The sequence below is a fragment of the uncultured Ruegeria sp. genome (assembly GCF_947504215.1).
Lineage (GTDB): Bacteria > Pseudomonadota > Alphaproteobacteria > Rhodobacterales > Rhodobacteraceae > Ruegeria.
In genome coordinates this window covers 65,131-78,723 of record NZ_CANNGO010000011.1, presented here as the reverse complement: position 1 = coordinate 78,723, position 13,593 = coordinate 65,131, and the positions used below count along the sequence as shown (strand labels likewise).

The window sequence follows — 13,593 nt, the reverse complement described above, 5'->3', positions numbered from 1 at the left end:
TCCTTGGATCAGACTCGTATGTGGCGGGCGTAACCAAGGGAGATACACATGAGTATTCTTGAGATGACCACTGTCGGAAACTCTGGATGGATCGGGCATTCTGGCCCCGATCAGGCCAAAGCCAAAGCGTTCTATCAGGAGGTGCTTGGCTGGACCATCAACGACATGCCAATGCAGGACGGGTCAAGCTATTCTGCCGCTGTCGTGGGCGAAACTGCCATTGGTGGCTTCTCCCCAATGCCAGAGGATAACGGAAGCTGGACGATCTTTTTCACCGTGGCGGACGTGGATGCCAGCGTCGCTAAAGCTGAGGCCAAGGGCGCTAGGGTCGTTCAGTCCGCGATGGATATGCCGGGGGTCGGCCGCATGACCACGCTGATGGACCCCCAGGGCGCGCGGTTCGCGCTGATCACCTATGAAAGCATGGCGTCCTGAGTTTGATCTGGAAAGGAAAGATCAGATGGAACAGTTTCCGCAAATCGCGCTGGTAGTCACAGCCGTTTTTGTTTTGATAAGCATTCCGATGGCCATTGCTGTTGGCGTGCGTCGTACCAAGACCGGGATTCCTTTGCTTCATGGCGAGGATGAGAGCTTGTTGCGGCTGATGCGGGCACATGGGAACTTCATCGAGTACGTCCCACTTGCCTTGCTGGCCCTTGCAGGGGCAGAGATCGCGGGAACCGCGCCTTGGCTGGTCGCTGCCTGCGGTGGAGTGCTGCTGCTTGCGCGCCTGATCCACTATTTTAGCCTCAGTGCTTCTGTGGACGGCAAAGGGCGCGCGGTTGGGGCGGCGCTCACGACCTTAACCATGTTGGTGCTTGCGCTGGCGATCCTCTGGCAACTCTGGACGACCAGCTGATGCCCGCGGATGAAACGCTCAACGCCCGCATGCGAGAGGCTTTGGCCGCGCATGTGGGCATTTCCGAAAAGCGGATGATGGGCGGCCTGTGCTTCTTTTTGAACGGCAACATGCTTTGCGGTGCGCGGCGACACCAAGACGGCGTAGGACGGTTCATGTTTCGGGTGGGCAAGGTGAACGAGAGCGCCGCTTTGAAAGACCACACGGCCCGCGCCGTGATCCACGGAACCCGCAAACTGGGTGGTTTTGTTCGTGTGGATGAACCAGATTGCGATGACAAAGCTTTGTTGCGTTGGCTGCACCTTTGCCTCGAACACGCCGCAGCGTTACGGAAAAAAGACTGAACGGAGGATAGTGAGGATAGTATGGCCCAATTTGACTGTTTCTCTCCTGAGGCGGTTGGTTTCCTGCAAGATCTGAAGGCCAACAACACGAAAGATTGGTTTGCGGCGAACAAAGCGACTTATGAGACCCACCTGAAAGCGCCCAGCAAGCAGTTCGCCGACGATATGGCGTTAGCCCTGGGTGACCTGACTGGACAGGATCACGGAAGCAAAATCTTTCGGATCTATCGCGATGTTCGATTTTCTAAGGACAAGACACCCTATAACGCGCATCTGCACCTTGCCTTTATGTCGGCTGGGCCAGGGGTTCAGCCGCCGATGTGGTTCTTTGGGCTCTCTCCTGAAAAACTGTCCCTCGGTTGCGGGGTTTTCCACTATGACAAAGGGGCGTTGGACGTCTTCCGTGATGCGATGGCGGGGCCTCTGGGGGCAGAGTTGATCCAGACCACCACTAAGATGCGAGGGCGGGGTTTCCGGATCGGCGATCCGGAATTGAAACGTGTTCCGTCCGGTTTTGATAAGGATCATCCCCATGAGGATGCGTTGCGGCGCAAAGGCTTTTCGGTTTGGATAGACGCCGAGTCCCCTGCCTTTGTTCTCGAGCCGAACCTGACGAAACGAACAACCACCATGTTTGCCGAGCTCATGCCGATTTTCCTGCTGCTTTCCCGGATCAAGTAGCCCCAGTTATGCGCACTCAGCGATTGGCGGTATGACGGGCCGCGCTGTGGCGTAAGTATCTACCGGCTAAAGTCGAGATTGAGCCGATGATGCGCTAAATTTAAGGTTGGTTCCGACCTCTCGTAACCGGGCTTCTACACAGCAGCCAAACACTTCGAACTCGACAACTCGATTTGTTGGTGGGAAATTATGTTCTTGCGGTTTCGCGAAAACGAGGCAGGTTTTGCAGATTTCCATCAAAACACATTTGTTGTATTCTGCAGAGCAGCCTTGCGATCTCCTGCTGCAGATTGAGGCTGTGACCGATGCCGAACAGGATTGTACCGGCACAGAATTTGCGATCCAGCCGGAAGTTGCATCTCGTATTGTTCAGGGCGAAGAGCAAGTTGGACAACGACGGTGGATCCACGTCGAGCGTAGTTTTGAATGCCTGTATCAGACATGCGTTCTAGTGGACCGACCGGCTTTAGAGCTGGGGACTCTACATGTCACTCCGCTTCCTTTGATACCTGGCGATGTGACAAAATTCCTAATGCCGTCAAGATATTGCAATCCATCAGATTTCATCACCTTTTCGCAAAGGAGGTTTGGTGTTGAGCCGGGCGGTGAAGTTGTCCTCGCGATGTCTGAATGGATTAAGCGCAATTTCATTTATGACAATGGTGCAAGTGACTCCTCAACCAACGCCATAGACAGCTTTACCAAGCGCCGGGGTGTCTGCCGGGACTACGCCCATGTGCTAATAAGTATGGCGCGCGCCGTAGGGATTCCCGCACGGTTTGTCAGTGCCTACGCTCCGGATGTTGTGCCTCAGGATTTTCATGCGGTGGCCGAAGTCTATCTTGGGGGTCAGTGGCATTTAGTTGATCCAACTGGCATGGCGCAGGTATCTGAGATTGTTCGCATCGGTATCGGTCGAGATGCCGCTGACGTGTCGTTTATGACATCCTATGGCCGTATGGAGCTTATTAAGCAGTCAATTCAGGTGTCTCGCCTTGGATGAATCACAGAAAACGACGCGCTGTATTGCAAGTTGGTACACAACCGCTACCATGCTTGAATGCCTTCAGAACGACAATACTTTGATGAGATGCTTTTGGGTTCAGATAACGTGCGAGTACCGTACGCCGAGTATCAAAAGTGGTTTGCGAACGAAGATCCGACGCGCCTTTCGAAAAAATCTAAAGAAGCTGAAGCGTTCTTTCGACGAACGGGAATTACATTTAACGTTTACGGTCAGGCTGCGGCTCAGGAACGTCTGATCCCGTTTGATTTGATCCCGCGTATTATTGCGAACCGGGAATGGACGAAGTTGTCCAAGGGGATCGAACAGCGCGTACAAGCGATCAATGCGTTCCTGCACGACATCTATCATCGGCAGGAAATTCTGCGGGCGGGTGTTGTACCCGTCGAACTGATTTCGCGTAACGAAGCGTTTCTGCCGCAGATGATTGGCGTCACACCGCCCGGCAGTGTCTACACCCATATTGTTGGGACCGATATTGTCCGAACTGGCGAAGATGATTTCTTTGTTTTGGAAGACAATGCGCGCACACCGTCAGGCGTGTCTTACATGCTCGAAAATCGGGAAACGATGCTGCAGATGTTCCCCGAGCTGTTCAGCCAGATAAAGGTTCAGCCGGTAAGCGATTATCCAAAAAACCTGCGGCGCTCGCTCGCCGCGTGCGCGCCGGACAACTGTACCGGCAAGCCGACTGTGGCGATCCTGACACCCGGGATTCATAACAGCGCATATTTTGAGCACTCCTTTCTGGCCGATCAGATGGGGGTTGAGCTGGTTGAGGGTCATGACCTGCGGGTGGTCGATGGTCATATCGCGATGCGTACGACTGAGGGATACAAAGTCATTGATGTGCTCTATCGCAGGGTCGATGACGACTACCTCGATCCACTAAACTTCAAGCCGGAATCCATGTTGGGCGTGCCCGGTATTATGGATGTCTACCGCGCCGGTAACATCACGATTGCCAACGCGCCCGGGACCGGGATCGCAGACGACAAGGCGCTTTATTCGTACATGCCTGAGATAGTCGAATTCTACACCGGCGAAAAAGCAATCCTGAAGAACGTGCAGACCTGGCGATGTTCAGAGACTGACTCTCTTGCCTATGTTCTCGAGCATCTGGCAGAGTTGGTCGTCAAAGAGGTGCATGGATCGGGTGGTTATGGGATGCTTGTTGGTCCTGCGGCAAGCAAGAAAGAGCTGACAAGCTTTGCGGCCAAGCTTCAAAAGAACCCGTCAAATTACATCGCCCAACCGACCCTCTCGTTATCGACAGTGCCAATCTTTGCCAAAAAGGGGCTTGCTCCGCGGCACGTTGATTTACGGCCCTTCGTGCTTGTTTCTCCCAAAGGCATCAGCATCACACCCGGCGGGTTGACGCGCGTGGCCTTGAAGGATGGGTCGCTGGTTGTCAATTCGAGCCAGGGTGGCGGCACCAAAGACACATGGGTTCTGGAGGACTAGCGAGATGCTTGGAAAAACCGCTGGTGGCCTCTACTGGATGTTTAGGTTTTTGGAACGCAGCGAAAACACGGCTCGTCTTGTGGAGGCAGGGTTTCGCATTGCCTTAACACGGTCAAAAGATCCTGCCTCGGAATGGAAATCCGTCGTGACTACTGCTGGGGTTCGCAGCAGCTATGATGCGAAATACGATGGCTATATGGCCGCGAACGTTGTGGATTTTCTGCTGCGGGATACCACGAACCCGTCCAGCGTAATCTCGGCCATTGAAAAAGCGCGGACCAACGCTCGAATGGTTCGAACAGCTTTGACCACCGAAGTTTGGGAAGCCGTTAACGAAAGCTGGATGGGTCTGAAGGAAGCGCTGAAGAAGCCCATTAGAGAGACTGAACTACCCGCCGTCTTAGGAGAGATCCGCCGCCACAGCGCCTTGGTCCGTGGAGCTATGCAAGGTACGATGCTGCGCAATGATATCTATGATTTCACCCAAATTGGTACGGTGTTGGAACGGGCTGACAACACAGCACGGATCATAGATGTAAAATACTACACGCTGCTGCCGACAGCTAGTTTTGTCGGTTCTGCGCTGGACAATGTGCAATGGGAAACCATTCTCCGGTCGGTTTCTGCACACCGGTCGTTTCGATGGCTCAACAGCGATGAGATGACGCCGGCGGCGGTTGCCGAATTTCTTATTCTTGACAGTCGCTTCCCGCGTTCGCTGTCCTTTTGCAGTCGAATTCTGGAAGAGAACCTAAACTATCTGGCCAAAGATTATGGTATCCGCTTGCCTTGTCATGAAATGATTGATGCCCAACGCGATAAGCTTCGCCAGCAAACGATTGACACTATTTTTGACGAAGGTCTGCATCAATTCATCACAGCATTTATCCGCGACAACAACGCTATCGGGCAGCAGATCGAGCAAGACTATAGGTTCATTGGATAGGCATCTGGCACCATGAAGCTGAAAATCACACATACGACAAGTTACTCTTATGACGTCCCGGTCTCATATGGCTTGCAGCAGGTTAGGTTGACCCCTGCCACCAACCAAAACCAAACGGTTCTGGACTGGAATGTTGAGATCTCGGGTGGGGCGCAAGAGCTGACTTTTCAGGATCAATACCAAAACCAGACAGTGTTGGTTCAGGCCGAACCCGGCGCAACCGAGGTCTGTGTTCAGGTCTCCGGCGAAGTAGAGACACACTCATCCGACGGGATATTCGGTAAAGTGTATGGAGCTGCACCCCTTTGGCACTTTGTCCAAAGCACACCTCGCACGATTGCAGGAAAGGGCATTCGAAAGCTTGCCAAGTGTATTCGTGGCGATGCCGATATACTGAGCGATCTACACGAGCTGTCAAAGGCTGTTCTGTTGGCCGTTCCTTATGGCGAGGCAGACACAGAGGCAGGGACCAGTGCAGAAGAGGCCCTCGCAGCCGGCGGCGGCGTGTGTCAGGATCACGCGCAGATCTTCATCTCGGCAGCCCGTACTGCGGGTGTTCCAGCGCGATATGTCAGCGGCTACCTGATGATGAACGACAGGGTCGAGCAAGAGGCCAGCCATGCATGGGCCGAAGCGCATATCGATGGTCTTGGATGGGTTGGATTTGACGTTTCCAACGGCATTTCGCCGGATGAACGCTATGTCAGGATCGCGACTGGCCTTGATTCACGCGAGGCAGCGCCCATTACGGGAGTCCGCCTTGGGCCTTCTGCTGAATCGATGATTGTGTCACTGCAGATTCAGCAATAGATACGGTGCCATCACTTCGCTGTTTCTATTCCATACTGGACCAAGATAATGACTTACTGCGTTGGACTTCGCCTGAACAAAGGCTTGGTCTTTATGTCAGATACTCGCACAAACGCGGGCGTCGACAACTTCTCCGTCACGAAGAAAATGTTCACGTGGAGTGTTCCGGGCGAAAGGGTCATTACATTGATGACTGCAGGCAATCTTGCCACCACGCAAGCCTTGGTGAGTCTTCTTGATGAGCGATCCAAAGTCGTCGCCGAGCGCAACCCGACGCTTCTTGAGTTGCCGACGATGTTTCAGATCGCACGCCTGGTCGGGGCCACTTTGAAAGAGGTGATCAGCGACAGCAGGCCGGATGGGCAGGAAGCATCATCGAAATTCAAAGCATCGGTTATTCTGGGCGGCCAAGTTAAAGGCGGCGCACCAACATTGTTCATGATCTATCCCGAAGGCAACTTTATCGAAATCACCGATGACAACCCTTTCTTTCAGATTGGTGAAGCCAAATACGGTAAACCCATTCTCGTAAGAGCCTACGACCCCGACATGAGTTTCGAAGATACCATCAAACTGCTGATCGTCTCCTTCGATTCAACAATCAAGGCGAACTTATCCGTAGGGTTACCGCTTGATCTTCAGGTTTACGCTAAGGACAGCTTTGACGTTATCAATAGCCCGCGGATCGAGGCTGATGATGAGTATTACCAAGCCGTTTCTACCGGTTGGAGCGATGCGTTACGCAATGCTCTTATGCAGTTGCCGAGTTACAAGGCTCGATAGGCTCTGGTTAGCAGGGAGTGTCGCGTCGCAAAGAGATGCGACGAGGTCTTTGCAACTTGAACTAGATCGAATTGCTGGGATCGGTGGAATTTTGGAGCAATCATCAGAAGGCCAAAGGGACCGCAAATGTTGTCGACTTGACGCTCATATAGTGAGCTGAACTTCTGCACCCTTGACCAACGTCTGCCTTAGGAAAGCCGCACCGCAGTGTCGATGGCAGTGGTCAACCTCAAGATCCTGTACTGTGCTGTCCGTTTTCGTGTAACCAATTAGAAGTTGCACAGCGCATAGATGGCCCGTTTCTTGTATATCTGAGTTACCTTGGTTCGTCTCCTAGAATGCGTTCCGTATGCGCTCGTCTCAAGTCCAATAGACTTCACTCGGTCTCGGACATTCCGTGCATACTGGCGGGTCAAGATGTGCAGGTGCTCATGAAACCGTCCCGGCCAAAGGTATTCGCGCATTGAGTAATCTCTGCGGGGCCGCTCTCGGAGTTTTATCTGGCCAAGGTTGCGCCCCATCACTGGGCCTCATCGGCATCGAAGATCGGGTCAATCACAATAACCAGGCGTGTTTCGCCCGTACCTGAGATAGGTGGCGAGCGGTGCAGCAGACCAGAGGGCGGGTTCTGCGGCCAATGCGTCCCGCGCATGACCATTGGCGATCCGGTGCCAACAGTGAAGACCCGTTTTGGGTCTTCGCCGTCCAGCGAAATGCCATATTGAGTTCCCGTACCCCGATAAGTGCAGCTCAATCGGGCATAGATCGCATCTACGTGGAATTTGCGGCACGCGTTTGTGGTGATCGCGTCCAGGCGAAGGCGAAGATATGGTGCGCGCATCACTTCCGCAAAACGCGCGGCTAGGTCCGAGATATCCTCTTCAAGCCACGCGCGTTCAGTGACATCTTCCATACCCGCGATTTCAAACAGATGCCTCACTTTGTCTTTCACAGCTTCTGGGCGCAGAACGAGGCGTGCTTTTGGCAGTTTCAATGGATCCAGCGTATCGATCCATGTCTGAAAGTCTGAGGTTAGCTGACGGCGCCAGATTGTTGCTGCACAACCGGGCATTGCAATCTTCGCCAACCCGTCTGGTGTGTCACTGACGCCAACTCCTACAGCTGCGTTTTTGATTTCAGTTTGGACGTAGCTCATGCGGCATCCTCAACACGACGCCACAGGGGGAATGGATCGGGTAAGTCTTCTGGAAGGTTATCAGGGCTTGAGGCAAGGGATTCGGGCAGGAGGCAGGCGTTTAGCTTTGAATTCAAAACTGGCCAATCGATACCGGCGCCAATGAATACAATTTCTTGTCGCCGGTCGCCCCAGGGTTCCGCCCAATGCTGTTTGATGTAGTTTTGGGCCGACGCATGCTCTGGCCATCTTTCCTTTGGCACCGATGCCCACCAGGTTCCGATTGGCTTAACGCTCGATAGCGCGCCAGCAAGCGAGAACTCGGCAACCCAAGCAGGTCTGGATGCGATCCAGAAATGACCTTTGGCGCGGATGACACCGGGCATTTCGCCGTTCAGCACGTTCAGAATTTTCTCTGGCTCAAAAGGTCGGCGGGCACGGTATACGAATGAAGAAACACCATATTCTTCCGTTTCCGGAACGTGGTCGGCAAAGCCGTAAAGCTCCTTTGCCCACATCGGATGTTCGTGGGCGACATCAAAGTCGAATAGCCCGGTATCCAGGATCGCTGAACTTGCAACCTCGGAATGGTTCGTCTCGATGATTTGGGCGTCGGCATTCAGGCTGCGAATGATCTTGCGCGCGGCATCGGTGCGTTCGGGACCCGCGTCTTCCACCTTGTTGAGAACCACGACATCTGCAAATTCAATTTGGTCGGTCAGAAGATGGACCAGCGTGCGTTCGTCCTCTTCCCCAAGTGTTTCGCCACGGTCGCTTAGAAAATCATGGCTGGAAAAGTCGTTGAGCAAGTTCACCGCATCCACAACAGTAACCATAGTGTCGAGGCGGGCGACATCAGACAGGCTCTTATCGTCTTCATCACGGAAGTCAAAGGTAGCTGCGACCGGCAACGGCTCAGAGATGCCGGTTGACTCGATTAGCAAATAGTCGAACCTTCCTTCAGACGCCAGGCGTCTTACTTCAGCTAGCAGGTCGTCGCGGAGAGTACAGCAGATACAGCCGTTGGACATCTCGACCAGGGTCTCGTCGGTGCGGCTCAGCTCAGTCTCCGCACGCACAAGGTCGGCGTCGATATTCACCTCGGACATATCATTAACGATTACAGCGACGCGCCTGCCTTCGCGGTTGTTAAGCACGCGATTCAACAGGGTGGTTTTTCCGGCCCCAAGGAAACCGGACAATACGGTGACGGGAAGACGGGTATCAATCATGGTTAAGAAACACTTCCTCTTTTGTGGCGATTTCTGGCTGATGGGCACGCAGCATGTCGAGGCTTCGCTGCAACTCGGGGCGGTTGAGGTCTCGGGCAAAGACCACAATGCGCGAGCGGTGGTCTCCGCCGTTCCAGTTCTTCATCGGGACCGGCGGGTCGAATATGTGCTGAACGCCATGGAAGACAAATGGCGTTTCGACGCCTTCCAGAAAGACGATGCCTTTGACGCGCAGAATGTCTGGCCCTCGGAGCGCAATCAGCGTGTCCAGCCAAAGGTCAAAAGCCACGTCTTTCAACGGCGCGTCCAACACAATCGAAGCCGAGCTTATCCGTATATCATGTGGCGACATCACCAAGGGCGACAACTTGGGTTTGGAGATGCTTGAGAGGTCGTTCAGTGGGGCTAGTTCAGGAGGTGAATCAGGTGTTGTCCACGCAATCACATCTTTCGGCTCTATGTTCTTGCGTAGGCCGCTCCGGCCCCACAGCTTTTCGAGCTTGAAACGACCATCAATCGGTCGTTCGATCTGCGCCGTAGGGTTCAGGCCACTTAGACGGTTTTCAAACGCGTCTGCTGCCGTAGGTGTGACTAGATCCGTCTTACTGAACAGAATGAGATCAGCCATCGCAACTTGCGAAACGGCTTCGAACTGCGCGTCCAGTGTTGCGGGCCCATTGGCCGCATCAACGACGGTGATCAACCCGTCCATGCGGGTGGTCCGTGCCAGGTCGGGGTCGACCAAGAGTGTCTGGAGAATTGGGCTAGGGTTAGCTAGCCCGGTCGTTTCGATGATGATCCGTTCAAATCTTAGGCTTCCGTCATCTCGCCGTTCGACTAAGTTTGCTATTGTGCCGGACAAGTCTCCTCGAATGGAGCAACATAGGCAGCCGGATTGCATCAACACGATCTCGTCTTCAACGGACTCGATCAGATCGTGGTCCAATCCAGCTTCGCCGAATTCATTCACAATGACTGCGATTTTTCCGGCGGAAATCTCGGTCAGCGCTGCGTTCAATAGCGTCGTCTTGCCCGCTCCGAGGAAGCCTGTCAGAACGGTAACTGGTATCCGCCAATCCGTTGTGTCATCGGCGCCATTTGCTGCATAGGAAAACACTGCCATCTCCATTTGTTATTATGTGATATCATAACATAATTTTAAACGAAAGGCCGAAAAGCCCAATTCATCGTGGCGGCTGAAATCGAGAAAAATGGCGGCCAAGCGATGTAGGAGTGCTCAAACTGAGGGCGTCAGGGACACCATTGATACTTGAACTTCGGCAATACGCGCCGGGCGGCGGTCGGATGTGTCTCGGGCTGAAATTGCACCCGAAGCAGGGAAGTCGAACGTGCCCGCGAAACACTGAGTTGCGTCGTGGAACATAATGAAGCTGCCGCCGCCGAACAGGTTTAAGCGTCGCGCTCGTCACGCGCGATGTCGTCTTCGCGCTCCGCATCTTCCTCGTGGTCGTCGGGTATTGCCAAGTTGTTTGCCTGACTTGACCGGGTTATCTGCGGGTCACTAGCACTCCGAGCGACGTGCAACGCCAAATACGGTACTCTATTTCCTTTTGTGTCAACCGTTGCTTGATTTTTTGTCGCTTGTTCTGCACAACTATAGCGACACGGGCCTGTACGCCATCATGGCCGGTGTTCGGGAAAACGGCGGCGCGATCGATAGCGTCGATTCCTTGATTGGGAATGGTGGCGTTGATATCAATGGGAGGTCTAGCATGAGCGTTGAAAACCTGAAGGAATATGCCCGTCGTTGCGCCGCAGATGCTGAATTGCGCGCCAAGGCCAAGGAAATCGGCGCCACTGATTTGGACGGCCAGATCGCACATGCCGCATCCATGGGTCTGACGTGGACAAAGGACGACATGAATGCCTACCAAGAAGAGATTCAGGCCGATGGCGAGCTTGGCGAAGATGACCTTGAGAAAGTTGCCGGCGGCGTCGTGACCACCACCGCAGCAGCGGCAGCGGCAGTTGTTTCCGCGGCCGCCGCAGTGGTTGGAACCGCGACTGCAGTCACCACCACAACAAGCGGCAGCGGCTGGTAACAGATTGGCGCAGCCTTTGGGCCGATTGCGTTGTATGCAAGATCCAAGCTGGGGGACCGTTTGGTTCCCCAGAGATTGATCGCTTAACTGCTAACGATGGCTCCACGCGCAGCTAGAAGTCGCTCGACGTCCGACGTGCCGGGATTGAACCCATATTGCCTAGGCAATGATTTCGGGAGGGCTTCAGGTTTGGCTTAGTTGCTAGTGCGGTCAAGGCCACCTGCTATTTGAAATGGGCAGCAGGAGCGACCTGGCAATGCCAGATCGGCGTACTGATGGTACTTACTCTACTCGCCACAACCGTTGCTTGATTTTTATTGCTTGTTCTGCACAACTATAGCGACACAGGTCCGCGCGCCAACATGGCCGGTGTTTGCGAAAGCGGCTGTTTATGAACAACTCCGATTGCAGGAATGAGCATGGCGGCGTTGATGTCGATGGGAGGTTTAGCATGAGTGTTGAAAATCTGAAGGAATATGCCCGCCGTTGCGCCGCAGATCCTGAATTGCGCGCCAAGGCCAAGGAAATCGGCGCCACCGATCTGGACGGCCAGATCGAACATGCGGCCTCCATGGGTTTGAATTGGACCAAGGACGACATGAGTGCCTTCCAGGAGGAACTCCAGGCCGATGGCGAGCTTGGCGAAGATGATCTGGAAAAGGTTGCCGGCGGCGTCGTGACAACCACCGCGGCAGCCGCGGCTGTAGCTGTGTCCGCAGCCTCGGCTGCGGTAGTCGGGAGCGCTGCCGCGGTCACCTCTACGACATCTGGCAGTGGCTGGTAGTACATTGGTGCAGCCTTCGGGACCTGCTAAATTTCAACGCGACCCTTCGGGCAATTGTCCGGAGGGTATTTTGTTACGCGACAACGAGACGTTCCAGCGTTGGGACCTGCCTCGGAGCGGATCGCGCGACCCAAATCAGTCTGGCAAGAGGCGGCCTTTCAATTGCGTTCTGTCAGACATCAACAAAAAGACTCACTATGCCGCTCGCTGATTACGGAAAACTATATCTTTCGCCACTCGAACCATCTCTGCGCGCGCCCCAGTCTGCTGCGGAAGCCATCTCGCAATGGCGCGAGGAACTCACTCGTGGCCACCGGCTGCGTGTACGGGGCAGCGGCCATAGTCTGAGTGGCGCAAGCCTGCCCAGAAGAGGAGAAACGCTGTTTCTGACCCATGGCCTTGACCAGTTCGAAGTTGTGGAACCCGACCTTCTGCGGGTCGGGTGCGGTGCGATCATGTGGGATATCCGCGATTTCGTAGCCGCTCATGGAGCGAGCTTGCCGGTTTTTAATGGTGGATGGGCCGGCCCGACTTTGGGTGGCTATGTCAACGCCGGAGGCATGGGATTGCGCGTGCCACCAACCACCCGAGAGGCCGCAACGCGCGGCGAGTCCAATGACGGTTACGTCTCAATCTCGGAAACACATGGCGGCTTTTGGGCCCATGTTGAGGCTCTTACTCTGATTGATGGCTGCGGCGAGCTGCATAATTTGACGCCAGAAGACTCGGATTTTTATTGGATATTTGCCGCAATGGGACAATTTGGTTTGGTCCTGGATGTCACCTTACGGCTTCAGGCCATTCCGGGCGTCACCAATCAATTTGCGGTTGGTCAATCGGGCAAAATTCCGGTCACCAATCCGCTCAACCCATCCGAAACAAATGATCTGCCGGGGGCGGATGGCATCGACTGGCTTTATTGGTTCTCGGCCATGGTTCCGATCGACGAAGAAGGTCGATTCTGGTCGTTGCTCGGAGATTGGACCAACCGGCATTCCGCTACGCTTGAACCCAGTGGCGGTTGGGTCGGCCCATCGCTGAATGGAGTGCCCATCGGCTTCCGGTATCTTGTCAAGCGACGTGCGCCAGTGCCCCCGCTGCTGTACCCGAGGGACGAAGACTTTGTCCTTATGGGGGTGATGGCGCTTTGCCGCGGTATCGGCAAGCCGGAGGTGGAAACTGCGCTTGTCGAAGCCGAGCAGGACTTTGTTTCATCCATTGTTGACGCAGGCGGTCGCCTCTACGTACAGGCCGAGAATCTGAGCCGGTCGCTAGACTATGCGGACTATTACGACGCAGAGACTTGGGCGAAGTTTTGTGCTTTGAAGAACAAGTATGATCCGCAAGACCTTTTGAATATCGGGGAGTTGCAGCGATCGAAAGAGACGGAGCCTGTAACCGTTGCTCAGATTCGCAGGCTTGCTGCTGCCACGCAGCGTGTTTTGAATACACAGCCCGGTTAGGTTTG

15 protein-coding genes and 2 pseudogenes are annotated in these 13,593 nt (G+C 54.4%); 12 read left to right on the top strand and 5 right to left on the bottom strand.

Annotated features, from left to right (window positions below):
* The first annotated feature begins 48 nt into the window (after nucleotides 1–48).
* The 9 genes from Q1B21_RS17315 (at nucleotide 49) to Q1B21_RS17275 (ending at nucleotide 6,911) form a co-directional block, all read left to right on the top strand.
* The gene (locus tag Q1B21_RS17315; protein ID WP_298934691.1) at nucleotides 49–435 is read left to right on the top strand and encodes a VOC family protein; all 387 of its coding nucleotides are present in this window, start codon (nucleotides 49–51) and stop codon (nucleotides 433–435) included.
* 25 nt (nucleotides 436–460) lie between these two features.
* Nucleotides 461–859, top strand: coding sequence for an MAPEG family protein (locus Q1B21_RS17310; protein ID WP_299891401.1), 399 nt, complete (start codon nucleotides 461–463; stop codon nucleotides 857–859).
* Nucleotides 859–1,203 carry a TfoX/Sxy family protein gene (locus Q1B21_RS17305; RefSeq protein WP_299891398.1) on the top strand — a complete coding sequence of 115 codons (345 nt, stop codon included), beginning with the start codon at nucleotides 859–861 and terminating at the stop codon, nucleotides 1,201–1,203. Before Q1B21_RS17310 ends, Q1B21_RS17305 begins: the two co-directional genes overlap by 1 nt.
* Before the next feature lie 21 nt (nucleotides 1,204–1,224).
* Nucleotides 1,225–1,884, top strand: coding sequence for a DUF2461 domain-containing protein (locus tag Q1B21_RS17300; RefSeq protein ID WP_299891395.1), 660 nt, complete (start codon nucleotides 1,225–1,227; stop codon nucleotides 1,882–1,884).
* 223 nt (nucleotides 1,885–2,107) lie between these two features.
* The gene (locus tag Q1B21_RS17295) at nucleotides 2,108–2,887 is read left to right on the top strand and encodes a transglutaminase family protein (RefSeq protein WP_299891392.1); all 780 of its coding nucleotides are present in this window, start codon (nucleotides 2,108–2,110) and stop codon (nucleotides 2,885–2,887) included.
* Nucleotides 2,888–2,944: 57 nt separating this feature from the next.
* Nucleotides 2,945–4,372: a circularly permuted type 2 ATP-grasp protein gene (locus tag Q1B21_RS17290; RefSeq protein WP_299891389.1), complete on the top strand. Its 1,428-nt coding sequence runs from the start codon at nucleotides 2,945–2,947 to the stop codon at nucleotides 4,370–4,372.
* A 4-nt stretch (nucleotides 4,373–4,376) separates the two neighbouring features.
* Entirely contained in the window at nucleotides 4,377–5,318 is a 942-nt protein-coding gene (locus Q1B21_RS17285; protein ID WP_298934696.1) for an alpha-E domain-containing protein, read from the top strand.
* A gap of 12 nt (nucleotides 5,319–5,330) precedes the next feature.
* Nucleotides 5,331–6,128, top strand: a complete 798-nt coding sequence (locus Q1B21_RS17280; RefSeq protein ID WP_299891385.1) for a transglutaminase family protein — start codon at nucleotides 5,331–5,333, stop codon at nucleotides 6,126–6,128.
* 48 nt (nucleotides 6,129–6,176) lie between these two features.
* Nucleotides 6,177–6,911 carry a peptidase gene (locus tag Q1B21_RS17275; RefSeq protein ID WP_299891382.1) on the top strand — a complete coding sequence of 245 codons (735 nt, stop codon included), beginning with the start codon at nucleotides 6,177–6,179 and terminating at the stop codon, nucleotides 6,909–6,911.
* Nucleotides 6,912–7,055: 144 nt separating this feature from the next.
* On the opposite strand, the pseudogene Q1B21_RS17270 reads toward Q1B21_RS17275, so the two are convergent.
* From Q1B21_RS17270 to Q1B21_RS17250, 5 genes and pseudogenes are all read right to left on the bottom strand, one after another.
* Nucleotides 7,056–7,369, bottom strand: a pseudogene (locus Q1B21_RS17270) (hypothetical protein); the annotation flags it as partial.
* Nucleotides 7,370–7,431: 62 nt separating this feature from the next.
* On the bottom strand, nucleotides 7,432–8,067 hold the full coding sequence (locus Q1B21_RS17265) for a DUF1826 domain-containing protein (protein ID WP_299891379.1): 636 nt from the start codon (nucleotides 8,065–8,067) through the stop codon (nucleotides 7,432–7,434).
* On the bottom strand, nucleotides 8,064–9,278 hold the full coding sequence (locus Q1B21_RS17260; protein WP_299891376.1) for a GTP-binding protein: 1,215 nt from the start codon (nucleotides 9,276–9,278) through the stop codon (nucleotides 8,064–8,066). Before Q1B21_RS17260 ends, Q1B21_RS17265 begins: the two co-directional genes overlap by 4 nt.
* Nucleotides 9,271–10,395 carry a GTP-binding protein gene (locus Q1B21_RS17255; RefSeq protein ID WP_299891373.1) on the bottom strand — a complete coding sequence of 375 codons (1,125 nt, stop codon included), beginning with the start codon at nucleotides 10,393–10,395 and terminating at the stop codon, nucleotides 9,271–9,273. Before Q1B21_RS17255 ends, Q1B21_RS17260 begins: the two co-directional genes overlap by 8 nt.
* A gap of 153 nt (nucleotides 10,396–10,548) precedes the next feature.
* Nucleotides 10,549–10,677 (bottom strand): annotated as a pseudogene (locus tag Q1B21_RS17250) (zinc transporter); the annotation flags it as partial.
* Nucleotides 10,678–11,011: 334 nt separating this feature from the next.
* Here Q1B21_RS17250 and Q1B21_RS17245 point away from each other — a divergent pair.
* The 3 genes from Q1B21_RS17245 to Q1B21_RS17235 all read left to right on the top strand — a co-directional run bounded on the left by Q1B21_RS17245 (nucleotide 11,012) and on the right by Q1B21_RS17235 (nucleotide 13,588).
* A complete protein-coding gene (locus Q1B21_RS17245) occupies nucleotides 11,012–11,341 on the top strand; it encodes a Nif11-like leader peptide family RiPP precursor (protein WP_299891370.1) in 330 nt (109 codons plus the stop codon).
* A gap of 451 nt (nucleotides 11,342–11,792) precedes the next feature.
* Nucleotides 11,793–12,125 carry a Nif11-like leader peptide family RiPP precursor gene (locus Q1B21_RS17240; RefSeq protein WP_298934713.1) on the top strand — a complete coding sequence of 111 codons (333 nt, stop codon included), beginning with the start codon at nucleotides 11,793–11,795 and terminating at the stop codon, nucleotides 12,123–12,125.
* 197 nt (nucleotides 12,126–12,322) lie between these two features.
* A complete protein-coding gene (locus tag Q1B21_RS17235; RefSeq protein ID WP_299891366.1) occupies nucleotides 12,323–13,588 on the top strand; it encodes an FAD-binding protein in 1,266 nt (421 codons plus the stop codon).
* The last annotated feature ends 5 nt before the right edge of the window (nucleotides 13,589–13,593 follow it).